At 63.3% G+C, this 23,042-nt stretch carries 25 protein-coding genes; 13 read left to right on the forward strand and 12 right to left on the reverse strand.

What is annotated here, in order from left to right:
* Positions 1-5: 5 nt before the first annotated feature.
* Together QKW60_RS11360 and lgt are read right to left on the reverse strand one after the other, a co-directional pair.
* A complete protein-coding gene (locus QKW60_RS11360) occupies positions 6-1,079 on the reverse strand; it encodes a class I SAM-dependent methyltransferase (protein ID WP_282368845.1) in 1,074 nt (357 codons plus the stop codon).
* Complete coding sequence (gene lgt / locus QKW60_RS11365) at positions 1,076-1,954, reverse strand: prolipoprotein diacylglyceryl transferase (protein WP_282368847.1); 879 nt, start codon at positions 1,952-1,954, stop codon at positions 1,076-1,078. The genes QKW60_RS11360 and lgt overlap by 4 nt, the downstream gene beginning before the upstream one ends.
* Positions 1,955-2,070: 116 nt before the next feature.
* Here lgt and QKW60_RS11370 point away from each other — a divergent pair, with 116 nt between their 5' ends.
* The 4 genes from QKW60_RS11370 to QKW60_RS11385 all read left to right on the forward strand — a co-directional run bounded on the left by QKW60_RS11370 (position 2,071) and on the right by QKW60_RS11385 (position 4,260).
* The gene (locus QKW60_RS11370) at positions 2,071-2,319 is read left to right on the forward strand and encodes an accessory factor UbiK family protein (RefSeq protein WP_282368848.1); all 249 of its coding nucleotides are present in this window, start codon (positions 2,071-2,073) and stop codon (positions 2,317-2,319) included.
* A 211-nt stretch (positions 2,320-2,530) separates the two neighbouring features.
* A complete protein-coding gene (locus QKW60_RS11375; protein ID WP_263741662.1) occupies positions 2,531-3,034 on the forward strand; it encodes a type III secretion system chaperone family protein in 504 nt (167 codons plus the stop codon).
* Between the two features lie 81 nt (positions 3,035-3,115).
* On the forward strand, positions 3,116-3,928 hold the full coding sequence (proC, locus tag QKW60_RS11380; protein ID WP_282368849.1) for a pyrroline-5-carboxylate reductase: 813 nt from the start codon (positions 3,116-3,118) through the stop codon (positions 3,926-3,928).
* Complete coding sequence (locus tag QKW60_RS11385; RefSeq protein ID WP_282368850.1) at positions 3,925-4,260, forward strand: tRNA-binding protein; 336 nt, start codon at positions 3,925-3,927, stop codon at positions 4,258-4,260. The genes proC and QKW60_RS11385 overlap by 4 nt, the downstream gene beginning before the upstream one ends.
* Positions 4,261-4,561: 301 nt before the next feature.
* Here QKW60_RS11385 and QKW60_RS11390 read toward each other — a convergent pair whose 3' ends face one another.
* Positions 4,562-5,161 carry a thymidine kinase gene (locus tag QKW60_RS11390; RefSeq protein WP_282368851.1) on the reverse strand — a complete coding sequence of 200 codons (600 nt, stop codon included), beginning with the start codon at positions 5,159-5,161 and terminating at the stop codon, positions 4,562-4,564.
* 381 nt (positions 5,162-5,542) lie between these two features.
* On the opposite strand from QKW60_RS11390, the gene QKW60_RS11395 reads away from it, so the two are divergent.
* Positions 5,543-6,001, forward strand: coding sequence for a hypothetical protein (locus tag QKW60_RS11395; protein WP_282368852.1), 459 nt, complete (start codon positions 5,543-5,545; stop codon positions 5,999-6,001).
* 46 nt (positions 6,002-6,047) lie between these two features.
* On the opposite strand, the gene QKW60_RS11400 is transcribed toward QKW60_RS11395, so the two are convergent.
* The gene (locus QKW60_RS11400) at positions 6,048-7,337 is read right to left on the reverse strand and encodes a DEAD/DEAH box helicase (protein ID WP_282368853.1); all 1,290 of its coding nucleotides are present in this window, start codon (positions 7,335-7,337) and stop codon (positions 6,048-6,050) included.
* 373 nt (positions 7,338-7,710) lie between these two features.
* Here QKW60_RS11400 and QKW60_RS11405 point away from each other — a divergent pair, with 373 nt between their 5' ends.
* Both QKW60_RS11405 and QKW60_RS11410 read left to right on the forward strand, forming a co-directional pair.
* Positions 7,711-8,277, forward strand: a complete 567-nt coding sequence (locus QKW60_RS11405) for a hypothetical protein (RefSeq protein ID WP_282368854.1) — start codon at positions 7,711-7,713, stop codon at positions 8,275-8,277.
* A 327-nt stretch (positions 8,278-8,604) separates the two neighbouring features.
* A complete protein-coding gene (locus QKW60_RS11410; RefSeq protein WP_282368855.1) occupies positions 8,605-9,012 on the forward strand; it encodes a hypothetical protein in 408 nt (135 codons plus the stop codon).
* Positions 9,013-9,211: 199 nt separating this feature from the next.
* Here QKW60_RS11410 and carB read toward each other — a convergent pair whose 3' ends face one another.
* On the reverse strand, positions 9,212-12,553 hold the full coding sequence (gene carB / locus QKW60_RS11415; RefSeq protein WP_282368856.1) for a carbamoyl-phosphate synthase large subunit: 3,342 nt from the start codon (positions 12,551-12,553) through the stop codon (positions 9,212-9,214).
* A 69-nt stretch (positions 12,554-12,622) separates the two neighbouring features.
* Positions 12,623-13,903, reverse strand: coding sequence for a glycosyltransferase family 87 protein (locus QKW60_RS11420; RefSeq protein ID WP_282368857.1), 1,281 nt, complete (start codon positions 13,901-13,903; stop codon positions 12,623-12,625).
* A gap of 192 nt (positions 13,904-14,095) precedes the next feature.
* On the opposite strand from QKW60_RS11420, the gene aspS reads away from it, so the two are divergent.
* Positions 14,096-15,874 (forward strand): aspartate--tRNA ligase, encoded by a 1,779-nt coding sequence (aspS, locus tag QKW60_RS11425; protein WP_282368858.1) that lies wholly within the window; start codon positions 14,096-14,098, stop codon positions 15,872-15,874.
* Here aspS and QKW60_RS11430 read toward each other — a convergent pair.
* Positions 15,858-16,817 (reverse strand): LysR family transcriptional regulator, encoded by a 960-nt coding sequence (locus QKW60_RS11430; RefSeq protein ID WP_282368859.1) that lies wholly within the window; start codon positions 16,815-16,817, stop codon positions 15,858-15,860. The two genes, aspS and QKW60_RS11430, sit on opposite strands and share 17 nt — an antisense overlap.
* 119 nt (positions 16,818-16,936) lie before the next feature.
* On the opposite strand from QKW60_RS11430, the gene QKW60_RS11435 reads away from it, so the two are divergent.
* Positions 16,937-17,629: a hemerythrin domain-containing protein gene (locus tag QKW60_RS11435; RefSeq protein WP_282368860.1), complete on the forward strand. Its 693-nt coding sequence runs from the start codon at positions 16,937-16,939 to the stop codon at positions 17,627-17,629.
* Positions 17,630-17,791: 162 nt separating this feature from the next.
* Here QKW60_RS11435 and QKW60_RS11440 read toward each other — a convergent pair whose 3' ends face one another.
* Entirely contained in the window at positions 17,792-17,920 is a 129-nt protein-coding gene (locus QKW60_RS11440) for a hypothetical protein (protein WP_282368861.1), read from the reverse strand.
* Between the two features lie 268 nt (positions 17,921-18,188).
* Here QKW60_RS11440 and QKW60_RS11445 point away from each other — a divergent pair, with 268 nt between their 5' ends.
* Positions 18,189-18,893, forward strand: coding sequence for a GNAT family N-acetyltransferase (locus QKW60_RS11445; protein WP_282369070.1), 705 nt, complete (start codon positions 18,189-18,191; stop codon positions 18,891-18,893).
* Positions 18,894-18,914: 21 nt separating this feature from the next.
* On the opposite strand, the gene QKW60_RS11450 is transcribed toward QKW60_RS11445, so the two are convergent.
* On the reverse strand, positions 18,915-19,634 hold the full coding sequence (locus tag QKW60_RS11450) for a response regulator (protein ID WP_282368862.1): 720 nt from the start codon (positions 19,632-19,634) through the stop codon (positions 18,915-18,917).
* A 153-nt stretch (positions 19,635-19,787) separates the two neighbouring features.
* Here QKW60_RS11450 and mce point away from each other — a divergent pair, with 153 nt between their 5' ends.
* Together mce and QKW60_RS11460 are read left to right on the forward strand one after the other, a co-directional pair.
* A complete protein-coding gene (gene mce, locus QKW60_RS11455; protein ID WP_282368863.1) occupies positions 19,788-20,192 on the forward strand; it encodes a methylmalonyl-CoA epimerase in 405 nt (134 codons plus the stop codon).
* Positions 20,192-20,476 (forward strand): DUF1467 family protein, encoded by a 285-nt coding sequence (locus QKW60_RS11460; RefSeq protein ID WP_263741684.1) that lies wholly within the window; start codon positions 20,192-20,194, stop codon positions 20,474-20,476. The genes mce and QKW60_RS11460 overlap by 1 nt, the downstream gene beginning before the upstream one ends.
* A 14-nt stretch (positions 20,477-20,490) precedes the next feature.
* On the opposite strand, the gene QKW60_RS11465 is transcribed toward QKW60_RS11460, so the two are convergent.
* The 3 genes from QKW60_RS11465 to QKW60_RS11475 form a co-directional block, all read right to left on the reverse strand.
* On the reverse strand, positions 20,491-20,850 hold the full coding sequence (locus QKW60_RS11465; RefSeq protein WP_412175657.1) for an ArsR/SmtB family transcription factor: 360 nt from the start codon (positions 20,848-20,850) through the stop codon (positions 20,491-20,493).
* A 124-nt stretch (positions 20,851-20,974) separates the two neighbouring features.
* Positions 20,975-21,469 carry a flavin reductase FerA gene (gene ferA, locus QKW60_RS11470; protein ID WP_282368864.1) on the reverse strand — a complete coding sequence of 165 codons (495 nt, stop codon included), beginning with the start codon at positions 21,467-21,469 and terminating at the stop codon, positions 20,975-20,977.
* 119 nt (positions 21,470-21,588) lie between these two features.
* Complete coding sequence (locus tag QKW60_RS11475; protein ID WP_263741686.1) at positions 21,589-21,738, reverse strand: hypothetical protein; 150 nt, start codon at positions 21,736-21,738, stop codon at positions 21,589-21,591.
* A gap of 234 nt (positions 21,739-21,972) precedes the next feature.
* Between QKW60_RS11475 and QKW60_RS11480 the strand changes: the two genes are divergently transcribed.
* The gene (locus QKW60_RS11480) at positions 21,973-23,016 is read left to right on the forward strand and encodes a DUF475 domain-containing protein (RefSeq protein ID WP_282368865.1); all 1,044 of its coding nucleotides are present in this window, start codon (positions 21,973-21,975) and stop codon (positions 23,014-23,016) included.
* Positions 23,017-23,042 lie beyond the last annotated feature (26 nt).

Here is a 23,042-nt window from a genome sequence, read left to right on the forward strand (position 1 = left end):
CGACATCAAGCTTGGTCCAATCCGGGCGGCGGCGCACTGCTTTTCGGGTGACAGGCGATGGCCTTGAATAACTGTCCCATTTCCGCGGGATGGGTCAAGCGCCGATGCGCGGTAATATGGCTTTCCAGTTTTTCACCGGTGAGGTTCCGGGCAAGCGATTGCGCCCGTGCCGTGATTCCAAGCCGTTCGAGGAAGACACCCTGCGGGGTCATGGCAGTTGCTCTTGTCACATCCGTCGTGAAGGCGTCGGCAAGCGCCTCGAAATCGACATGGGCGGTCAGATCGGCAAGCCCCGGCTCAGCGAAGGGATCGACCGGTGCGTGACCCTTCAGCGCCTGGAACGTGTCGCCAAGCGACTGCCAGCCGCCATAGTCCACTATCAGGGCCACGCCGCCATATGCGCCAATGCGCGCTGCAATCTCTCCGGCGATGGCGGGCAGGGCAGGGCAGTGTTCGACGATATCCCCGGGCTTCGTGTCAGCCACGCGGTGGGCCAGAAGTGCCGCAGGTGCAGGAGGGGCGAGGCCCGGCACCAGCCTGTTGTCCTTCAGACCGACCTGCCGCTCTGCCCATCCTTCGATGCGGCGTGCGAACTGTCGTATCGGCAGCGCATCGAAGAACTCGTTGGCGACGAGGAAGAGCGGCCGGTCGGGCAGGGTGGCAATGCTTTCGTGCCAATGCGGGGTATGGCCGTTCAGCGTCTCGGCCTGTTTCGCGCGCAAGGCAGGCGAGGCTTCGATCAGATGCACATCTGCGGCATCTGCCATGCCCGGCACCGCGCGGATCGTCCGCAGGATGTCGGCCATCAGAGTGCCGCGACCGGGCCCGATCTCGGCCAGCAGGAAGGGGGCGGGGCGCCCTTGATCCATCCAGCTTTGGGCGAGGCAGAGCCCGAGCATTTCACCAAACGTCTGGCTGATTTCGGGCGCGGTGGTGAAATCACCCGCCGCGCCTAAGGGGTCACGGGTCGCATAATAGCCGTGATCGGGGTTCATGAGGCATTCGGCCATGTAGTCCGACAGGCTCATCGGCCCCTCGGCGGCGATCCGCGCCGCGATGAGCCGCCCAAGCGGTGTCACGCCCTTGCCCTGCGCCAGAGCCAGACACCGGCCACGATCATCGGCAGCGACAGAAGCTGGCCCATCGACAGGCCGAACCCGCCGAGGTGGACAACATAGCCCATGGGATTGTCCGGCGTGATGAATTGCGCGTCCGCCTGCCGCACGAATTCAACGGCGAACCGAGACAAACCATAGCCTATCAGGAAGGTGCCGGTGATCAGGCCGGGACGTTTCAGCGCCCGGTTCCAGTATAGAATAAGCAGGATGAAACCGAGGAGCAGCCCTTCCAGCCCTGCCTCGTAAAGCTGGCTCGGGTGGCGGGCGCAATCGCCGACGGGAATGCCCGCACAGGTCTGCGCCGCTTCGCCCGGAAAGATCACGCCCCAGGGTAGGTCGGTCGGCCGCCCCCAAAGCTCGGCATTCACGAAATTCGCAATCCGCCCGAAGAAAAGCCCGATGGGTGCCACCAAAGCCAACGCATCGGCGAGCTGCAGGCGCGGCACGTCGTGGCGGCGGCAGAACCAGAGCCCGGCCACGACGACGCCGAGGAACCCGCCATGAAAGGCCATGCCGCCTTGCCAGATCTGGATGATCTCACCCGGATGGGCGAGGAAATAGTCGCGGTTATAGACGAAGACATAGACCAGCCGCCCGCCCAGAATTACGCCGAGAATAATTGCGGTCAGCAGGTCGTCGATGCGCTCAGGCCGGGTCGGCGCCCTGTCACCGGGCCAGAGCATAGGACGCCGCATCAGTCCCAGCACGATGCGCCAGCCCGCGATGATGCCCGCCAGATAGGCCAGTGCGTACCAGCGCAACGTCAGCGTTATGCCGAACAGGTCGACCGAGAAGATGTCGTTCGAAATGTCGGGAAAGGGAATGGCAGCGTGCATGAAGGTCTCCTTGCGCCTCTCTCAGAACGCGGCGCCGCGGCGAAGTCAACCTTGAGCTTTCGGTCGCGTGCCCGCATATAGGCGGCAACACGATCATGCCCGGCAAGGAGGCACCGATGAGCGGACCGAACAAGTTCCTCGACGACATGTCGAAGCTGATGACCAATGCGATGGGCGTGGCCCAGGGCGCGCGGACCGAGGCCGAGACGGCGATGAAATCCTGGATGGACCGCTGGCTGGCCGACCGCGATTTCGTGACACGCGAGGAGTTCGACGCCGTCCGCGTCATGGCCCAGAAGGCGCGGGAAGAGAACGAGGCGCTGAAGGCGCGGATCGAGGCGCTGGAAAAGGTCAAAAAGGGCTGACCGGGGTCGGCCCGCGCCGCGCCCTTCACTTGCGCCGGGCGACTGCCTATCCACAAGATTTTGTGGGAATTAACAAAAAATTGCTTTACAGGCCCTGTGTTCGCCTACACCATATCTGGTAAGGGCGGCGGTAACATCCGCCGTACCTTGAGCGGGCACCTAAGCCTTGCGGGCTGCCATCCACGCAAGGCCACAACCAGAGAGGCCGGGCATGTCACTATCCGAGGACTTCCTGAACACCGAGGACCTGCATCCGATCGACATTGTCGAGACGCTGGCCGAACACCACGAATGGGATTTCGACCGGGTGACCGACGACCAGATCGCCATGGCGGTCGAGGGCCAGTGGCGGACCTATTCCATCACGCTTGCCTGGTCGGGCTATGACGAGACCCTGCGTCTGATCTGCACCTTTGAAATGGACCCGCCGGAGGAAACCATCCCGGCGCTTTACGAGGCGCTGAACCGCGCCAATGACATGGTCTGGTCCGGCGGTTTCACCTTCTGGCGCGAACAGCGGCTCATGGTCTGGCGCTATGGGCTGGTGCTCAATGGCGGCCATGTCGCCGGACCGGAGCAGATCGACCGGCTGATCGGCGAGGCGGTGACCTCGGCGGAACGCTTTTACCCGGCCTTCCAGCTCACCTGTTGGGGCGGTGAGAGCCCCGAGCGTGCCATGGATGTGGCGATGACCCAGGCCTACGGGCGCGCGTAAGGGGCCAATCCGGTGGCGGGATCGGGGCTTCCCCTCCGCCGCCGGATCGCTAATCTGCCTCCCGCGACAGAGGAGGCCTTCATGACTATGGATGACGTGCGCGACCGGGGGCTGGTGCTTCTGGGCTGCGGCAAGATGGGCTCGGCGATGCTGGCGGGCTGGTTGAAAGGCGAGCTGCCGGCCGCATCGGTCTGGGTGATGGATCCTTATCCATCGGACTGGCTTAAGGCGCAGGGCGTGCATCTGAACGATGATCTGCCCGCGGCGCCTGCCATTGTGTTGATCGCGGTCAAGCCACAGATGATGACCGAGGCGCTGCCTGGCATCGCGGCTTTGGGTGGCGGGACGACGCTCTTCCTGTCGGTCGCTGCGGGGACGACCATCGCGACTTATGAGGCGGTGCTCGGCACCGAAACGCCCATTGTCCGCGCGATGCCCAACACACCAGCCGCCATCGCAAAGGGCATCACCGCGATCACCGGCAATGGAAAGGCGACAGAGGCGCATCTGGAGCTCGCCGAGGCGCTTCTGACTGCGGTCGGGCAGGTTGTGCGGTTGGAGGGCGAGCATCAGATGGACGCGGTGACGGCAGTCTCGGGTTCGGGGCCTGCCTATGTCTTCCACCTGATCGAGACGCTGGCGGCGGCGGGAGAGTCCGAAGGCCTGCCCAGCACGCTGGCACTGCAACTTGCCAGGGCGACGGTTGCCGGTGCAGGAGCGCTGGCCGAAGCGGCGGAAGAGGGGCCCGGGCAATTGCGGGTGAATGTGACCTCGCCCGGCGGAACGACCGCAGCGGCACTGAACGTGCTGATGGATGAGGGGCGCGGCTTTCCGGCGCTCTTGAAAGAGGCGGTGCACGCGGCGGCCGAACGGGGCCGGGAGCTCGGCAAATGACCATCAGTTTCGACGATTTCCTGAAAGTTGATATCCGTGTCGGCCGCATCACGCGCGCCGAACCCTTTCCTGAGGCACGCAAACCCGCGATCAAGCTCTGGGTCGATTTCGGGCCCGAGATCGGTGAGCGGAAATCCTCGGCCCAGATCACCCGGCACTATCAGCCTGAGGAGCTTGTCGGGCGGCAGGTGCTGGGCGTCGTCAACTTTCCGCCGCGCCAGATCGGGCCGGTCATGTCCGAGGTGCTCGTGCTGGGAGTGCCGGATGCGGACGGCGAGGTTGTGCTGATCGGGCCGGGCCATGACGTCCCGGAAGGGGGGCGGCTCTACTGATTTCGGCCGCGGCTGCGCCTTGGCCGACCCGCCGGGGGACGTCCCGTCCCGCGGACCCCCTGGGGAGTACTTCTCAGACAGAAAGTGGGGTAAGGGATTCTTTACATTGTTCGCAGAGCATCGGCTTTGCGGTACAGGCGGGAGCGCCGTTGACCGCGACAGGAAGTGCGGCCCGTCCCGGAACCGGGGCGGGTCGTGTCACTTTCTGTCTGGCAAATACTCCCGCCGGAGGCAGCGGAGGGACCGCGCCCGTGGCGCGGGTCCGACAGATATCTCGGCGCCGCAAGGCGCCTCAATTGGATCAGACCGGGCTGCTTGCCAGCCCGTCGCCAATCTCCTCCCGCCAGTGCCGCCGGCAAAGTGACACATAGGTCTCATTGCCACCTATCTGCACCTGCGCCCCGTCGCGCAAGGCCTTGCCGTCGGGTCCGCGCCGAACGACCATCGTCGCCTTCTTGCCGCAATGGCAGATCGTACGCACTTCACGCATCTCATCTGCCAGTGCCAGCAGGGCTGCCGAGCCGGGAAAGAGATCGCCGCGGAAATCGACGCGAAGACCGTAGCACATGACGGGCACACCGAGATCATCGACAGCGCGGGCCAGTTGCCAGACCTGTTCCTTGGTCAGGAACTGCGCTTCGTCCAGAAAGATACAGTCGACCGTGCCCTGATCGAGCCGGTCGGAGATCTTGGCAAAGAGGTCGGTTATGGTGTCATAGGTATCGGCGGCCTCACCGATGCCGATCCGGCTGGCGATCCGGCCCTCGCCCGCCCGGTGATCCAGCCGCGCGGTCAGAAGATAGGTGACCATGCCGCGCTCGCGGTAATTGTGTGACGCCTGCAGCAGCAGCGTCGACTTGCCGGCATTCATTGTCGAGTAGTGGAAATAGAGCTTGGCCATATCGCCTCATAGCGCCGCCTGTACCAGCCGCGCAAGGCAGTACCGGGGAAGCCCACCCAAGGCTTCCCCGGCCTGGCCGGAAACCCGAACACCCTGACGCGCCGTGGCCGGCCTTGGCCCCACAACGCATCCTACTCATGACCAAAAAAGGCCCGCCGCGCTGCTGCCGGTTTCCCGGCTCTGACCCTCCCACCTGCCAGAAGCGCGACGAACCCCCACCAAAACCGACGTCGGGTCGCCGGAAACTCATACCCATCCCCAAACACGGGACGCTTTAGAAATGACAAATCCGGGCCGGCGGATTAATGGGAATGACAGGGTTGATTTCCCCCTCTGCCCTGAAAAGGTAGCGGAACGGGGTGGGTAAGAGGGAGTATGGTCGTGTCCGGGACGGTCGGCAGTTACTTGAAGAAGCACAGCGAGGCATTGGTAAAGGATGTCGGCATCGAAGCCGCGGCAGAACTTTGCGGCAAGTCGAAGGCGACGCTTGGGCGCTATTACTCGGCCGATGCCGACCATGCCGACCGCTTCATGCCGATCGACGTCGTCGCGGCGCTGGAGGGGGCATCTCGCTTTCCCCATGTGACCGCCGCCCTCGCTGATCTGCGCGGGATCACGCTGTCTTATGATGAGGACCGTCGCAATGCCAAACCCGGCGGTATCAATTCCGATGTCGTGGCGCTTTCGCAGCGATTTGCCATGCTGATGGGCGAATACAACCAGTCGATTGAGGACGGCAAGATCTCGATCAACGAGGCCAAAAGACTGCTGGCCGAGACGCTCGCGATCCAGAAGGTGCTGATCGACATGAAGCTGAGTCTGGAGCAGGAGGCCGGCTGAACCGGCCCCCTCAAAGCGTTTCAGTAGAAACCCGTAACGCTACAGATCACGCCGCCTGGCTTCGCCTCGGCCGACGCGAGGGACGCCGGGCCGGACGCTTGGGCTGGCCCTCCGGGCGCTGCTTGTTTCCATGGGCGGCACCCCGGCCCTGACGCTGGCCCTGCTTGGCCTTGGCATCCTTGGCCGCCGCATTGGCCTCGGCCCCCGAAGGCGCCGTGCCGCCGATCACCGGGATCGCGGCCTTCATCACCTTCTCGATCGCCTTCAGATCGTTGAACTCCGCCGGGGCGCAGAAGGCGACCGCGCGGCCTGCCTTGCCCGCCCGCGCGGTGCGGCCGATGCGGTGGACATAGTTTTCCGGCACGTTCGGCAGGTCGTAATTGTAGACATGGCGCACATCCGGGATGTCGATGCCACGCGCGGCGACATCGGTTGCGACGAGGATCTTCACCTTGCCGTCGCGGAACGCCTGCAGGGTCCGCTCACGCTGGCCCTGGCTCTTGTTGCCATGGATCGCGCCGACGCTGTGGCCCCAGCTTTCGAGGAGTTTCATCAGCTTGTCCGAACCATGCTTGGTGCGGCCAAAGACCAGCGCCAGTTCGCCCGGATGCTTGACGAGATACTCGTCCAGCAGCTTTGCCTTGTCGCCCTGATTGACGAAATGCACGCCCTGTTCGATCTTGTCGGCGACCTTGCCGGGGGGCGAGACCTGCACGCGGATCGGGTTGGTCAGGTAGCTGGCGGCGATCTCGTCCATCAGTTTCGGCATCGTCGCCGAGAAAAGCATGGTCTGGCGTTCCTTGGGCAGAAGCCGGGCGATCTGGCGCAGCGCGTGGATGAAGCCGATATCCAGCATCTGGTCCGCCTCGTCGAGGACGAGGTAGCGAACTTCGTTCAGTTTCAGGGCCTTACGCTCCAGGAGGTCGATAAGACGGCCGGGGGTTGCGACAAGGATGTCGATGCCCGAGGCGAGGCGCTGGGCCTGTGCGTTCAGGCTCGCGCCGCCTACAACGCGGAAGGTGCGGATCGGGGTGTCCTTGGCAAATTTCTGAATATTTTCAGTGATTTGCGTCGCCAACTCCCGCGTGGGGGCAAGGATCAGGGCGCGGCAGGTCTTGGGGTTCGGCCGACGGCCGACTTCCAGGAGTTTCGTGACGATCGGCAGGCCGAAGGCGGCGGTTTTGCCGGTGCCGGTCTGGGCAAGGCCCATCACGTCGCGGCCATCGAGGGCGGCCGGGATCGCGCGGGTCTGGATCGGCGTCGGCTCATTCAGGCCGATCGCGGAGAGATTGGCGACGACGCGTTTGTCGATGCCGAGTTCTTCGAAGTAATTCAATGTGTTATCCTAAGGTTCGACCCTTATGAAAGGGCCGGAAAAGTCCATATGCCGGGCCCATACGGGTCCGGCCTGCTCGTGTCGGGGCGCGGTTCATCACGGAACCGCAGGACCCCTGGCGTGACATGGGAACCGGTATCCGGGCCTCTGCCCCCATCATCAGGGGAACGGCTGCTCACGCGGCAGCGGGCCGGTCGGACAGAGGGCACATGGGGCTTTTCGGGACACAAGTCAAGCGTCGGCAAAGCGTCGGCGTCTTGTCGGCAAAATGTATGGCAAGGACGCACGGGTCGTTCAGCTTTTGGTGAGCCTGTCTGGAACTCTGCCCGTGCCGCTTTTATGCTGCGCGGACGGAACAGGACGTGAGGCGGGAATGAGACTCTGGGCAAGCCTTCTGGCGCTGATCGTGCTTCTGTCGGCCTGTGGCAAGGGGCCGGACGTTGCCAGCCGCGACCAGGTCGCGGACCTCGCGGCGGGGATCCGGGCGCTGGGACCCGGGGTGGACCCGGAGGAGGCCGCGCGGGCCGCCGAGATCGCCTATTCCTGGTCAGCGCATCTGGCGCGGGAATATGAGATCGTGGACCCGCCGCTCATCCACAATACCAAGGTCAATATGGGGCTGAAGCCACGGGGGCTCTGCTGGCACTGGGCAGAGGATATGGAAAAGCGGCTTCGGCAGGAGAACTTCCAGACACTGGAAGTGCAACGCGCCATCGCCACGCCGGAATTCCTTGGCATCGACCATTCGACGGCCCTCGTCAGCCTGCCCGGCGGCACGATCTATGACGGCATGGTGCTCGACCCCTGGCGCAACGGCGGGCGGCTCTTTTGGTCACCGACCGTGGCCGACACCCGCTACAACTGGCGCCCGCAGGCCGAGGTTCATGCCGAGAAGCGGCGCGAGATGGTGGCGCGGGGCGAGATTACGGTTACCCCATGAGGTGACACGAGGATCGCGTTAGCGGGCGTCCAGTGGACGGCCGCGCGATCCGATTGCCCGGAGGCGCAAGCCGGAGGGCAAGGGGCTATCGGCTGGTTCAGTCGGTCGAAAATCGGGGCGCGCCTGACTTGGCGGGCGCGTTAACGCGCCTGCCGGGGGCAGGCAGGCGCGGCCCGATTTGTCGCGGGACAAATCGGGCGAAAATCTCTCTGTGATTGTGCTTTTTAATTTATAAAAATTGAAAAACAGACAGTTGCTAACCAAGCGTAACTTGCGATACCGAACTAAAGGCAAGTTAGAGTTGTGAAGAGACCATAGGATTGAAAGATGCGTACTATTGGGGTTGCTGTTTCGGTTTTGCTTGTCGCCGGTTGTGTTGAGACCAGCGTTCAACCGCTAACACAAACTTCGTTCAAGATATCGTCTGAGGCAGAGGATTTGTGTGGGGCGAAAGGTACGCGCGACATTGCATTCAGGACAGCGGCAATCGAGGTGATCAAGCGCGGCGCTGATCGTTTTGTGGTCGTTGGTGACCAGTCCCACTCGTCCATCCAAGGGGGCATGTTCACGAGCTATGGCAGCTTCGAAACATACGGAACAAACACCCAGGATATGATCATCGAGATCATTCAGACAGGCGACCGCAGGTTCAACAACGCGTTATCGGCGAGGCAAACCCTTGGGCCGGATTGGCAGGAGATTGTAGCGAAGGGTGCACCGACGACTTGCTTGTAGACGCAGGCTTCGCGGCCAAATGCCTCGCGCTTGACGCTCTCCCGGCCCGCGCAGGTTTGCGCGGGCGTTTGCGCCTAAAAACGCTCCACTGGAGCGTTTTTACCCCGGCCAAGGCCGGGGTCGCGTCTCTCCCGGCCCTCCGCTTGCGCTCCGGGCGTTCGCCGGGGAAACTCTCCACTGGAAAGTTTCCTGATCCGGCTCACCCCTGCAGCGTCCGCACCCCGATCCCCTCACCCCGTGCCTTGATCGCCTGCACGGCGGCGACGCTGCCGGCGGCGGTGGTGTAGTAGGGGATCTTGTCGTAGAGCGCGACGGCGCGGATCGAGCGGCTGTCCTCGATGGCCTGCTGCCCCTCGGTCGTGTTGAAGAGCAGCGCCACCTCGCCGTTCTTCAGCCGGTCGACGATGTGCAGCTTGCCCTCCTGCCTTCCCTCATAGACCTTGTTGACGGTCTCGGATGCGATCCCGTTTTCGGCGAGGAACGACGCGGTGCCGCGGGTGGCGATGATGTCGAAGCCCATGGCGACGAGGTCGCGGGCGGCGGCGGCCATCTCGGGCGTCTTGTCCATGTCCTTGATCGAGATGAAGACGCGGCCCCCTTCGGGCAGGGTCGTGCCCGCGCCGAGCTGGGCCTTGAGGAAGGCCAAGGGGAAGGTCCGGTCCCAGCCCATCACCTCACCCGTGGAGCGCATTTCTGGGCCGAGGATCGTATCGACGCCGGGGAAGCGGGCGAAGGGCATGACGGCCTCTTTGACGCTGAACCACGGCATGATCGGGTCGGCGAGCGTCATCGGATCGGCGTAGGGCAGGTCGGTATCGGGGCCGACGCCCGCGGGGTAGGGCGCGCGGAGCGGGAAGTTCGCCATCGGTTCGCCAGCCATGAGCCGCGCGGCGATGGAGGCGATGGCTGAGTCGGTGGCCTTGGCGACGAAGGGCACGGTGCGGCTGGCGCGAGGATTGACCTCCAGCACGAAGATCTCGCCGTCCTTGATCGCGAACTGGACGTTCATCAGGCCCTTGACCTTGAGCGCGATGGCCATGGCCTCGGTCTGGCGCTTCAGTTCGGCGACGGTGTCGGCGGACAGCGAATGGGGCGGCAGGCAGCAGGCAGAGTCGCCGGAATGCACGCCCGCCTCTTCGATATGTTCCATGATGCCCGCGACATGGACCGTGGTGCCGTCGCAGAGCGCGTCCACGTCCACCTCGATGGCGCCGGAGAGGTAGCTGTCGAGGAGGACGGGGTTCTTGCCCGAGACGTCGACCGCATGGGTGATGTAGCGCTTGAGGTGGTCCATGTCGCGCACGATCTCCATCGCGCGGCCGCCGAGCACGTAGGAGGGGCGGATGACGAGCGGGAAGCCGACGCGTTCGGCGATTTCAATGGCTTGCGCGTCGGACGAGGCGATTCCGTTGACCGGCTGCCTGAGGCCGAGGTCGTTCAGCAGTTTCTGGAACCGCTCGCGGTCCTCGGCAAGGTCGATGGCGTCGGGCGTGGTGCCGAGGATCGGGATGCCCTCGGCCTCCAAGGCGTTGGCGAGTTTCAGCGGCGTCTGGCCGCCGAACTGGACGATGACGCCGTGAAGGGTGCCGTTCTGTTGTTCGACGCGGAGGATTTCGAGGACATGTTCCAGCGTCAGCGGTTCGAAATAGAGCCGGTCGGAGGTGTCGTAGTCAGTCGACACCGTCTCCGGGTTGCAGTTGATCATGATGGTTTCATAACCCGCATCGGTCAGCGCGAAGCAGGCATGACAGCAGCAATAGTCGAACTCGATCCCCTGGCCGATCCGGTTCGGGCCGCCGCCGAGGATGACGACCTTCTTCGCATCCGTCGGCCGCGCCTCGCATTCCACGTCGCCCATCGCGGGGGCCTCATAGGTGGAATACATGTAGGGCGTCTGGGCCTCGAACTCGGCGCCGCAGGTGTCGATGCGCTTGAAGACGGCTTTGACATTGGCGGCGAGGCGGGCCTTGCGCACCTCGGCCTCTTCCTTGCCGGTCAGCCTGGCGAGGCGGGCATCGGTGAAGCCCATCATCTTGAGCTTTCTGAGCCCGGCCTCATCGCTTGGCAGGCCTGCGGCCTTCACGCGCTCTTCGGCCTCCACGATCTCGCGGATGCGGGCGAGGAACCACGGGTCGAAGGCGGTGGCGTGCTGGATCTCGTCATCGGTGAGGCCATGCCGCATGGCCTGGGCGATCAGCCGCATGCGGTCGGGGGTCTGGACGGAGATGGCCTTGATCACGGCGGCCTTGTCGGGGGCGCCTTCGATCCTGATCTCATCAAAGCCGGTCAGGCCGGTTTCCATCGAGGCGAGCGCCTTTTGCAGGGACTCGTGGATCGTGCGGCCGATGGCCATCGCCTCGCCCACCGATTTCATCGCTGTGGTAAGTTCGGCCTTCGATCCGGGGAATTTTTCAAACGCGAAGCGCGGGATCTTGGTGACGACATAGTCGATGGTGGGCTCGAAGGATGCGGGCGTAACCTTGGTGATGTCGTTGTCGAGCTCGTCGAGCGTGTAGCCCACGGCGAGCTTTGCGGCGATCTTGGCGATGGGGAAGCCGGTCGCCTTGGAGGCCAGCGCCGAGGAGCGCGAGACGCGCGGGTTCATCTCGATCACGACCATGCGGCCGTCTTTCGGGTTGATCGCCCACTGGACGTTCGAACCGCCGGTTTCCACCCCGATCTCACGCAATACGGCGATCGAGCCGTTGCGCATGATCTGGTATTCCTTGTCGGTCAGCGTCAGGGCCGGGGCCACAGTGATCGAGTCGCCGGTATGAACCCCCATCGGATCGACGTTTTCGATGGAGCAGACGATGATCGCGTTGTCCGCCTTGTCGCGGACGACCTCCATCTCATACTCCTTCCAGCCAAGGAGCGATTCGTCGACAAGGATCTGCGCCATGGGCGAGGCGTCGAGGCCCGAGCGGCAGATCGCCTCGTACTCGTCCCGGTTATAGGCGACGCCGCCGCCGGTGCCGCCAAGGGTGAAGGCGGGGCGGATGATGGCGGGCAGGCCGATATGTTCCAAGGCTTCCATCGCCTCGGCGACGCCCGCGTTGACGTCATACTTGCCGTTCGGCTTTTTCGGCGCGGCGATGATCGTGGCCTTGGGGTTTTCGATCCCCAGCCGGTCCATGGCCTCGCGGAACAATTTGCGGTCTTCCGCCATTTCGATGGCCTGCCGATTGGCTCCGATAAGCTCCACGTTGAACTTTTCCAACACGCCCATATCGGCCAGCGCCAGCGAGGTGTTCAAGCCCGTCTGACCGCCCATCGTCGGCAGGAGCGCGTCGGGGCGTTCCTTTTCGATGATCTTGGCGACGATTTCGGGGGTGATCGGCTCGATATAAGTGGCGTCGGCCATGCCGGGGTCGGTCATGATCGTGGCGGGGTTGGAGTTGACGAGGATGACCCGGTAGCCCTCTTCGCGGAGCGCCTTGCAGGCTTGCGCGCCGGAATAGTCGAACTCGCAGGCCTGACCGATGACGATGGGCCCTGCTCCGATGATCATGATCGACTTGATATCGGTTCTTTTCGGCATCGTCCCGGACCCCTCATGCAAATTGTCGGGGGTTATAGACAGAACCTGCCTGCGCGCAACCCCTGCCGATCAGGTGCCGGACCGCTTTTGGCGAATGGCCGCATAGATGCAGCCGAGAACGGCCAGCCACATCGCGGATGACAGCCAGACATAGTTTGCGACCGGCCAGGGAAGCAGCTTTATGTTGCTGAAGAAGATCCACGAGGTGAGAACAACGACGATGGTGAGCACGGTCACTGCGCTTCGTGTCGGGACAAGTCCTGCGAGGCCGGGAAGCAGAAGCAGCGGCAACAGGAAATAGTGAAGCCAGCCGAGCGGCCCGAAGAGTGGCAGAATGATTCCCAGTGCCAGAAGACCAATGCCCAGCCGGATGCGTAGTGGCCAAGGCCGCAACACCGAGAGGAACAGCGCGATCAGCGCAAGTGCCGTGACAGATATGATCGGGGCCAACAGGCCTGGTGCATCGCGGATGACGACCACCGACATATCCTGTGGCAGCGGGTCCGTTAGACCCAAAACAGAAGCCAGAGCCAGAAGTGCAGCAAGCAGGGATGTGTTGACAGCGTTGAGAAGCACACTGCCGTTTACGTGATCCAGTGCGTTCAGAAAATCGACATGGGCCTGCGGTCCGGCGAGCTGAAGGCTGATCAGTCCGATCGTGAGGCCGGTTGCGATGAGCGCCCCGAGGGCCCGCCATTGACGTTCGACAAGCAACAGCACGACGAACACTGCGGGCGTCAGCTTTATGGCTGCCGCGAGCGCCAGCATGGCTCCGGCGGTCACCAGACGGGTGGTGCCGGCGGCATGAACGGCGAACAGTATCAGGAACGTGACCATTATGCTCGGCTGGTTGTGCCAGATCGCCAAGTAGCTGGGCATGCTGAGCGTCAGAATGGCCAGTCCGAAGATCGTCCAGATTGTCTGTGACCATGCAGCTGGTTTCACCAAGCGACCCGCGAGGTATACCGAGCCTGCAAGAAGCGGAAACTGAATCATGGCTGCGGCATTGGCGAAACCTTGCGGGCCAAGGATTGTGGTCAGCGGGGCAATCAGGGCGGCCCAGAGCGGGGGATAGACATACGGAAACGTCATCCTGTCGCCAATGCCGATGCGGTCCATCGCTGGCTGCCAGATATCGGCATAGCCGCCGAAGAAACCCGGCGGTGCCGCATAGATCAGTTCAGGCTCGCCATTCTGCCAAAGCCATCCCGCAATGTAGAGCGCCGACACGTCCTCTGCCCATTCCCCCCACCGGATCAAGATGACCGCGATTGTCCAGATGACGAGCAGGGTCAGGGAAAGCCGCTTATCGGTTTGAGCGGAAAGATCTGACAGAATGTTTGCGGGCATTCTTGTGATTATCTCTTTTTCTGACTGATCGTTCCGATCACCGCCCATGCTGCCCGGCCGATCACGCGAAGACTATTGTGAAGCCGCCGAGATGCCAAGGTGTCGCGATAGCGCCGCCCCGCCCTTGACTTCGTCCGCGCCAGAGGGTGTATCGGCGCGGACCACGTTTTCGCCTCTTGAAAGGGGACGCTCATGCACGCCTATCGCAGCCATACCTGCGCCGATCTGAACAAAAGCCATGCCGGTGAGACGGTCCGGCTGTCCGGCTGGGTGCACCGGGTGCGCGATCACGGTGGAGTGCTCTTTATCGACCTGCGCGACCATTACGGGATGACGCAGGTTCTGGCTGACAGCGACAGCCCGGCCTTTGGCGCGATCGAGAAGCTGAAGGCCGAGACGGTCGTGCGCATCGACGGGCGGGTGAAGGCGCGGGATGCGTCGCTTGTGAACCCGAAGATCCCGACGGGCGAGATCGAGGTCTATGTGACCGAGCTTGAGGTGCTGGGCCCGGCGGATGAACTGCCTTTGCCGGTCTTCGGCGAGCAGGAGTACCCGGAAGAGACACGCCTGACCTACCGTTTCCTCGACCTGCGCCGCGAAAAGCTGCATCAGAACATGATGCTGCGCGCGAAGGTGATCAAGTCGATGCGCGACCGGATGTGGAACGCAGGCTTCACCGAGTTCCAGACACCGATCATCACCGCTTCCAGCCCTGAGGGCGCGCGCGACTTTCTCGTGCCCTCGCGGCTGCATCCGGGCAAGTTCTATGCCCTGCCGCAGGCGCCGCAGCAGTTCAAGCAGCTGATCATGGTGGCGGGCTTTGACCGCTATTTCCAGATTGCCCCCTGTTTCCGGGATGAGGACCCGCGCGCCGACCGGTCGCCCACGGATTTCTATCAGCTTGACCTTGAGATGTCGTTTGTCGAGCAGGAGGATGTGTTCCAGGCGATCCAGCCGGTCATTCAGGGCATCTTCGAGGAATTCGGCGGCGGCCATAAGGTCGATGCGGTCTGGCCGCGGATTTCCTACGCGGATTCGGCGCTCTGGTACGGGACGGACAAGCCGGACCTGAGGAACCCGATCAAGATGCAGCGCGTCTCCGAGCATTTCGCCGGATCGGGGTTTGGCATTTTCGCGAAGCTTCTGGAGAACGAGGGCACCGAGATCCGCGCCATTCCGGCACCGGGGGGAGGCAGCCGCAAGTTCTGCGACCGGATGAATGCATTCGCGCAGAAGGAAGGTCTGCCCGGGATGGGTTATATCTTCTGGCGCGAGGCCGAGGACGGGTCGGGGTTGGAAGCGGCCGGGCCGATCGCCAAGAATATCGGGCCCGAGCGGACCGAGGCGATCCGCCAGCAGCTGAAGCTGAACAAGGGCGATGCGGTCTTCTTCCTTGGCGGGCGTCCGGACCAGTTCGAGGCCGTCGCGGGCCGCGCGCGGGTCGAGATCGGGCGGGAGCTGGGGCTTACGGAAGAAAACGCCTTCCGCTTCGCCTGGATCGTCGATTTCCCGATGTATGAGAAGGACGACGAGGGCCGGATCGACTTCAGCCACAACCCCTTCTCGATGCCGCAGGGGGGGATGGAGGCGCTGTCGGGCGATCCCCTCAAGGTGCTCGGCTACCAGTACGACCTTGCCTGTAATGGCTATGAGCTGGTCTCCGGCGCGATCCGGAACCACAAGCCCGAGATCATGTTCAAGGCCTTCGAGCTTGCAGGCTATGGCAAGGACGAGGTCGAGAAGCGTTTTGGCGGTATGGTCAAGGCATTCAAATACGGTGCGCCCCCGCATGGTGGCTGTGCCGCCGGTGTGGACCGCATCGTCATGCTTCTGGCCGACACCGCGAATATTCGCGAGGTCATCATGTTCCCGATGAACCAGCGCGCCGAGGATCTGATGATGGGCGCGCCGTCGGAGCCGATGAACGAACAGCTTCGCGAACTGCGGCTGAGGGTCATTCCGAAGGAGTGACGAGCCGCCCCGGTCCGGGGCTTTGGCTGTCGCGGATGTTCCATTTCGATCTGAAGCGCAGGTTCAGGTCCGACAGGAAATCCTCGAAGACCTTGAGCCGGCGGGGTTTTCGCCGGTGACGCGGGTGCACGATCTGCAAGGTAGGGCCTTCGGGGCGGAAGGCGTCGAGGACGCTGACAAGGCGGCCTGAGCGGATGTCGTCATAGACGAGATAGCTCGCGATTTGCAGGACGCCGCCGCCGCGCCGGGCGGCGGCCACTGCGGCCTCGGGGGATTCGAAGGCGAGGGGTCCCGGCACGGCGATGCGGACATCACTGCCGTTTTCGCGAAAGCGCCAGATGACGGGGCTGCCGGTTGCGGTGGAGATGGTGCGGATGCAGTCGTGCCCCGCTATGTCAGCCGGGAAAATCGGTGTTCCCCGCCGTTCCAGATAAGCGGGAGCGGCAACGGTGATCGCGGGCAAATGGCCCAGAGGCCGGGACACGACGTCAAGCTCGACCATCGGGCCGACGACGACCGCAGCATCGAGCCGCAGGCCGACGAAGTCGGGCAGGTCAGAGCGCGAGAGAATTTCAAGCTCGATCCCGGGATGCTGCGCGATGAAGCCCGGCAGGGCGGGCGCGACGATGAGACGTGTGATGCCCGGTGGTATCTGCACGCGAAGCAGGCCATGCGGGCTGCGTTCGGCGGCGCCGATCTCTTCCTCAAGCTCGGCAATATCCGCGAGGATGGCGCGGGCGCGTTCGACATAGTGATTGCCTTCCTCGGTCAGGCGGATCTTGCGCGTCGTGCGCTCCAGAAGCTGGACGCCCATATGGCGCTCAAGCTCTTTCACGATGCTTGACGCAGCCCCTCTGGCATACCCCAACTCATCGCTTGCAGCGGTCAGGCTGCCGCGCTCGGCCACCCGAATGAAAACGCGCATTGCGCGGACGTGGTCCATAGATTGTCCGAAATTTTCAGAGACTGAAACCGAGTTTGCTCCGTTTTTCGGGAAATGGAAGCCGGATAATCAGGCGCCGTTGATCCCGGTGGGCCGGGGAAATCCTTCAGGAGACAATCATGAACGCCGAAACGCAATTTGACACCAAGACCAATGTATCCAAGGACCTTTACTATGCAGTGCATAAGGGCATCCGCCTGGCCAATGCGCGTATGCTCGTCGCGCTGGGTCAGGCGGATGCCACCAACGAGGACGAGGTAAGGGATGTGCTGGACAAGCTGGCCGCGCATCTCGATCTGAGCCTGTCGCACCTGACCCATGAGAACCAGAAAATTCACGACGTGGTCGAGGCGCGGCTGCCCGGCGGTTCCGATCATGCCGCCGAGGATCACGACCACCACCTTGTCGGCTTTTCCGAGCTGCGTCGCCTTGCGAGGGAGGTGGAGCAGGCGGGCGGCGACCGCGCCGCGAAGCTGCGCCGACTTTATCAGCGGTTCGCACTCTTCATGGCTGACGATCTCACGCATATGCATGATGAAGAAACCGAGTTGATGCCGCTGATTGCCGCGCATTTCTCGCCCGAGGAGATAGACGGGATCGAGCATTCGATCGTGTCGGCTATTCCGCCAGCGAAGATGGTGGCCTTTGCCAAGTTCATGCTGGGTGCCGCCTCCGGGTCCGAACGCGTGACGATGGTGACCGGCATGCGTCAGGCGATGCCCGAGGAGGTCTTCGAAGGATTGTTTGCCGCCATCATGGGCGAACCCTGGCGGTTTGGCGATTGGGAACGGATGGAGCACGTGCTGTGCTGAGTGCGGAATTCAGCTTCTGTGCCGGCTGCCCGCGCCGGGTGTCTGGTCAGTGCCCGGCCCGTCCGGATCGCCCGGACGGACCTGATCCCGGCCACTGAAAACAAAAAGGCCGCGCCTGGGTGGCACCAGCGCGGTTTTTTTTTGACGGCGTTAAAGAAGCGTTCAGAAAGCCGAAGCCGCCGTGGCGGCGATCGAGAAGGTCAGAGACAGGCACCCGATTGTAAACACCGTCCAATGGGCGGCCCGGGTCAGTTTCTCGCTTGTCGCGATCTGAATCAGTCTGTCAGCCATTGTCCTGCATCCCCTCGCAGTTTTGCCTAGCGTTGATTGTGCGGCCAATTGGGGCGGGAATAGGGTCGAACCGGGTCGCCGGGTGGGCAATTCCGGACCATTTTGTCGACCTGACCGGCGCGGCGTGGTTCCGTTTAGCAGTGCTTGGCCCGCACCCTCGGGTCGGAATGGGCGTATTGCCGTACGATTTCCTACACTTGGAGTTTCCCCGCTGCTCCGAAACCCGGTACGGTTCAAGGGAATGCGAAAAGGGGGCAGAATGACCGAGATGCGAGAGTTCGGTGACGCGGTGCCGGGCTGGCAGCCACGGCCACGACCTGACTGGCAGGTTGCACAGGGGCGGTTCGTGCGCGTCGAGCTGTTCGATCCGGGCCGCCATAGCGAAGATCTCTTCGCGGTAAACAGTGCGGATGCCCGGATATGGGACTATCTGCCCTATGGGCCGTTCGACGACATTGCAGCCTACCGGACCTGGGCCGAGGCGATGGCGGGCAAGCCGGACCCGAGATTCTATGCCTTGGTCGACCTCGCGACGGGCTGTGCCGGAGGCGTTGCAAGCTATCTGCGCATTGAACCGGCTATGGGGTCGATAGAGGTCGGCCATATCAATCTGGCCCCGGTTCTGCAGCGAACACCCGCCGCGACCGAGGCGATGTTTCTGATGATGCGCTGGGCCTTTGATGCCGGGTATCGTCGGTTCGAGTGGAAATGCGATGCGCTGAACCTTGGGTCGATGCGTGCCGCGCGGCGGCTGGGGCTCAGTTATGAAGGGACGTTCCGGCAGGCGGCGGTTGTGAAAGGGCGCAATCGCGACACGGCCTGGTTTGCGGCAATCGACAAGGATTGGCCCGCGCTGAAAGCGGCCTTTGAAACATGGCTGGCACCGGAGAATTTCGACGCGAACGGACGGCAGGTGCGGCGGCTCGGCGAACTGACAGGCCCGCTTCTGGCGACTGCGCCCGGAATGGGGTGAACCGGCCTGCTGGCGGTTCGCTCAGAAGGCCATGCCACCGGCGAGCCTTTCGCGCACCAGATGGTTGATCCGCGACAGAGGATCGCCCGTTGCGCGTCCTGCGCGACGGTCGCGGGCCAGCGCCTCGGCTGCGGCCTGAAGCGGGGCGTCATGGGCCGAACGTGCGATGCCGGAGAGGAATTGCGCCACGTAGTCCAGCTGTTCGCCATCCGCCTCATGTCCGAGAAGGTCGGCAATATGGGCCAGATCGTCCCGCAGGGCCAGCGGATCGGGCGTGATGCGGTCGCCATCGGCGCCACAGGCCAGAACCGGCCTTGTTTCCGAAGGCAGGACGCCGAGCACCATGGACTGGAAGGCCAGAAGGCTTTCGATCGGCTTGGCGAGAAATCCATCCGCCCCTGCCTCCAGCGCGGCCCCTTCCGCCGTCGTGTCGCCGGACATCGCAAGAAGCGCCGGAACACGGGGAACGTGGTACGCAAGGTCGCGGATCAGGTCGAGTCCGGACCCATCGGGCAGGCCAAGGTCGATCATGACAACGGTCGGACGGTAGGTGCGCAGATGCCGCCGGGCCGAGCGCAGGCAATCCGCCCGCCGGAGCCTAGCCCCCGACCGCAGGCACATGAGCCGCATCGCCTCGCAGGCAAATCGGCTGTCTTCGACCACCAGAAAGGTCAGGCCCTGGAACGGGCGCGCCGGGGTCGGGTGCCGCGTCGCGATGAAATCGGTGAGTTCGTCCGCCATCTGCCGCCTCCCATGTCGCGGTGACTGTTCCCGCAGTAAGACAGGCTTTGCCTAACGGGCGGTAAATTGCCGCTATGCCACCCATGGCGGCTTGCCTGACCGCGTTCCGCGCCCCATAAGGCGGCAGGAAAGACTGTCTGACCGGAGACCCCCATGATCGGCCGCCTCAACCACGTTGCCATTGCCGTTCCCGACCTCGATGCCGCCGCCGCGCAATATCGCGATACGCTCGGCGCATCCGTCGGCGCACCGCAGGACGAGCCGGATCACGGTGTCACCGTCATCTTCATCGAATTGCCGAACACCAAGATCGAGCTGCTGTATCCCCTGGGCGAAAACTCCCCCATCGCGGGCTTTCTGGAAAAGAACCCGGCGGGCGGCATCCATCATATCTGTTATGAGGTCGATGACATCCTTGCAGCCCGCGACCGGCTGAAGGCGCAGGGCGCACGGGTGCTGGGAACCGGGGAGCCGAAGATCGGGGCCCATGGCAAGCCGGTCCTGTTCCTGCATCCGAAGGATTTCAACGGCTGTCTGGTGGAACTGGAGCAGGTCTGATGAATCTTACCGGCGGGATCGTCCTCTTTGCGGTCATCTGGTTTCTGGTCTTCTTCATCGCCTTGCAGATCCGGCCGAAAAGCCAGGCCGAGGCGGGCGAGGTGGTGCCGGGCACCCCGGCAGGCGCCCCGGCGCAGGTTCAGATGAAGCGCAAGGTCGTGGCGACGACCATGGTCGCCGTCATCGTCTGGTCGGTGATCGCGAGCGTGGTCCTGTCGGGCGCGGTGACATTGCGCGACATCGACTGGTTCGGGCGGCTGGGTCCCGAGACGACTGCCGAATAGGCTGCCTGACCGCGTCAGCCCTGCTTGCAGAAGAGGTCGTAGAGAACGCCGATGACCTTTTCAGTCCGGGGATCGGACAGCGAATAATAGATCGCCTTGCCGTCGCGGCGGGCCGATACGAGACCTTCGAGACGCAACCGGGACAACTGCTGGCTGACCGCCGCCTGACGCGAGGAGAGGAGCTGTTCCAGTTCGGTCACCGATTTCTCGCCGGTTGACAGATAACACAGGATCATCAGCCGGCCTTCATGGGCCAGAGCTTTCAGAAAGCTCGATGCGGCATCGGCACTCGTCACCATATCCGAGGGCGTCAGGTCGTGGTGACGATCGGTCTTTTCAGCCGTTCTTATGTGATCGAGTTGGTCCAAGGCCATTTCGGTCCTGTATCGTTGGTCGCCATAAATATAAGCGCCGCTTTATCGCGACGCCAGTCTTTCGCCAAGCTGGCATTCGTTTGTGGCAATATGGTGACGTAGGGTCAACAAGGATGACGTAACGTCAATCGTGGTGCAGGAAGTCGCCGTAGCGTCCGCCCCAGAACAAAAGCGGCTCACCCTCGCGCAGGGCGGCGCGCAGGACCCGGCCGACGATGATCGCGTGATCGCCGCCTTCATGCATGGCATGGGCGGCGCAGTCGAACCGCGCGAGGCAGCCGGGCAGCAGCGGCAGGCCTTCGGTGGTCTGGCCGAGATCCAGACCCTCGAAACTGCCGCCAGCGCGCGAAAACCGCTGGCAGAGGGAAAGCTGGTCGGCGGCAAGGACATGGATGGAAAAATGGGAGGCGGCGGCAAAGGCCGGGAAGCGCTGCGAATTGCGCGCCGGGCACCAGAGGACGAGCGGCGGGTCGATCGAGACGGAGGTGAAGCTGTTGGCGGTGATCCCGACCGGGCCACGGTCGCCGAGGGTGGTGACGACGGTCACGCCGGTCGCGTAGCGCCCGAGCGCGGCGCGGAAGTCCTCCGGTCGTCCGGAATCCGGTGTGATATGGTCCATGATACGCCCTGTCATTTTCGCCGGGGACGGATCACCCGGCGTCGCGGCGACAGGAAAACCACAATCGGGCGTCGGTGACTACCCGTAACCGCCGCGATGGCGGTCGCCGTCTAGGGAGATCAGGCTTCTTCTTCGCCGGTATCGACCAGCCAGCCACCCGGACCGGCGATGCGATCGGGAAGCGCGAGGATCATGATTTCGCGCAGAACGAGGCAGGCAAAGAGGCTCGCTGCCACTTCATCGAAAGAAATCTGACTAAGGAAACTCATATTACTCTCCGTTGCCCTTGCCGCCAATCTGCCGGGCAATGCGGGCACGAATACGGCGCTGCCGGGGCAATTCGCTGCTTTTACGGCGGCAGCGTTTCCTGGCGTCGCACGATCACGTCATGGCGGGGATAATTGGTGCGGAGGGGCGGCGGGTGGTTGCCCTTTTCCATTGTCATGCCTATGTCGCCACCATCCACGCACTGCAACCCCACGGGGCGGCAAACGGAGCCTCATATGGCAAGCACCGCGATCCACTATTTCCGTTGGGCGTTTCTGGTGACCATCCTCGGTCTTGCCGCGGCGTTCTGGCTGGGATGGGGATATAGCGACAATATTGGCGGGGCGATCAGCTTTTTCCTGATCGGCGCGGTGCTGGCGGTCCTGGAAATCTCGCTGTCCTTCGACAATGCGATCGTGAACGCCAACAAGTTGAAGGATATGGATCCGGTCTGGCAGCGTCGCTTCCTGACCTGGGGCATCCTGATCGCGGTCTTCGGCATGCGGATCATTTTTCCCTTGCTGATCGTCGTCGTCGCTGCCGGGATCGGTCCGGTGGAGGCGGTTAAGCTCGCCGCAGTGCATCCGGATGAATATGCTCGCATCATCGGCGGTGCGCATCTCTCGATTGCCGCGTTCGGCGGCACCTTCCTGATGATGGTGGCGCTGAACTACTTCATCGACGAGGGCAAGGAGGTGGACTGGATCCGCAGTCTGGAATGCCAACTTCGCCGCTGCGCCTCGGTTCGCGGGCTGGAGATCGCGCTGGTTCTGGCTATCGTTCTGGTCTTTGCCAGTGTCATGGCCGCTGATGACCGGGCGCGGTTTCTGTTCGCGGCGATCGGTGGACTTCTGACCTATCTCGCGGTCGAGGTGTTGGGTCATGTGCTCGATGCCCGCCAGCGCACGGTGGGCGTGGCCGCGCAGGGCGGTCTTGGCGCGTTTCTCTACCTTGAAGTCCTCGACGCGTCCTTCAGCTTCGACGGGGTGATCGGCGCCTTCGCATTGACCCACAATCTGTTTCTGATCGCCATCGGGCTTGGCATCGGGGCGATGTATGTCCGCTCGATGACGATTATGCTGGTGGAACGCCAGACGCTGGCGCATTTCCGCTATCTGGAGCATGGGGCGTTCTATTCGATCCTCGTTCTTAGCGTGATCATGTTTGCCCAGACGCTGTGGCATATCCCGGAACTGGTGACGGGGGTTCTGGGATCAGCCTTCATCGGTATCGCGCTCGTCTCGTCGATCCTTCACAACCGCCGTCAGACCGCGTCCTGACGGGCGGGGCCACTTCGGAGGGCATC

The sequence above is a fragment of the Albidovulum aestuarii genome (assembly GCF_029961185.1).
GTDB classification, from domain to species: domain Bacteria; phylum Pseudomonadota; class Alphaproteobacteria; order Rhodobacterales; family Rhodobacteraceae; genus Albidovulum; species Albidovulum aestuarii.

Bases quoted from the DNA above. Each gene is read 5' to 3' on its own strand.
- lgt (WP_282368847.1), bottom strand. From the start codon at position 1,954: ATGCACGCTGCCATTCCCTTTCCCGACATTTCGAACGACATCTTCTCG.
- QKW60_RS11370 (WP_282368848.1), top strand. From the start codon at position 2,071: ATGAGCGGACCGAACAAGTTCCTCGACGACATGTCGAAGCTGATGACC.
- QKW60_RS11375 (WP_263741662.1), top strand. From the start codon at position 2,531: ATGTCACTATCCGAGGACTTCCTGAACACCGAGGACCTGCATCCGATC.
- proC (WP_282368849.1), top strand. From the start codon at position 3,116: ATGACTATGGATGACGTGCGCGACCGGGGGCTGGTGCTTCTGGGCTGC.
- QKW60_RS11385 (WP_282368850.1), top strand. From the start codon at position 3,925: ATGACCATCAGTTTCGACGATTTCCTGAAAGTTGATATCCGTGTCGGC.
- QKW60_RS11390 (WP_282368851.1), bottom strand. From the start codon at position 5,161: ATGGCCAAGCTCTATTTCCACTACTCGACAATGAATGCCGGCAAGTCG.
- QKW60_RS11405 (WP_282368854.1), top strand. From the start codon at position 7,711: ATGAGACTCTGGGCAAGCCTTCTGGCGCTGATCGTGCTTCTGTCGGCC.
- QKW60_RS11410 (WP_282368855.1), top strand. From the start codon at position 8,605: ATGCGTACTATTGGGGTTGCTGTTTCGGTTTTGCTTGTCGCCGGTTGT.
- carB (WP_282368856.1), bottom strand. From the start codon at position 12,553: ATGCCGAAAAGAACCGATATCAAGTCGATCATGATCATCGGAGCAGGG.
- QKW60_RS11420 (WP_282368857.1), bottom strand. From the start codon at position 13,903: ATGCCCGCAAACATTCTGTCAGATCTTTCCGCTCAAACCGATAAGCGG.
- aspS (WP_282368858.1), top strand. From the start codon at position 14,096: ATGCACGCCTATCGCAGCCATACCTGCGCCGATCTGAACAAAAGCCAT.
- QKW60_RS11430 (WP_282368859.1), bottom strand. From the start codon at position 16,817: ATGGACCACGTCCGCGCAATGCGCGTTTTCATTCGGGTGGCCGAGCGC.
- QKW60_RS11435 (WP_282368860.1), top strand. From the start codon at position 16,937: ATGAACGCCGAAACGCAATTTGACACCAAGACCAATGTATCCAAGGAC.
- QKW60_RS11440 (WP_282368861.1), bottom strand. From the start codon at position 17,920: ATGGCTGACAGACTGATTCAGATCGCGACAAGCGAGAAACTGACCCGG.
- QKW60_RS11445 (WP_282369070.1), top strand. From the start codon at position 18,189: ATGCGAGAGTTCGGTGACGCGGTGCCGGGCTGGCAGCCACGGCCACGA.
- QKW60_RS11450 (WP_282368862.1), bottom strand. From the start codon at position 19,634: ATGGCGGACGAACTCACCGATTTCATCGCGACGCGGCACCCGACCCCG.
- mce (WP_282368863.1), top strand. From the start codon at position 19,788: ATGATCGGCCGCCTCAACCACGTTGCCATTGCCGTTCCCGACCTCGAT.
- QKW60_RS11460 (WP_263741684.1), top strand. From the start codon at position 20,192: ATGAATCTTACCGGCGGGATCGTCCTCTTTGCGGTCATCTGGTTTCTG.
- QKW60_RS11465 (WP_412175657.1), bottom strand. From the start codon at position 20,850: ATGGCCTTGGACCAACTCGATCACATAAGAACGGCTGAAAAGACCGAT.
- ferA (WP_282368864.1), bottom strand. From the start codon at position 21,469: ATGGACCATATCACACCGGATTCCGGACGACCGGAGGACTTCCGCGCC.
- QKW60_RS11475 (WP_263741686.1), bottom strand. From the start codon at position 21,738: ATGAGTTTCCTTAGTCAGATTTCTTTCGATGAAGTGGCAGCGAGCCTC.
- QKW60_RS11480 (WP_282368865.1), top strand. From the start codon at position 21,973: ATGGCAAGCACCGCGATCCACTATTTCCGTTGGGCGTTTCTGGTGACC.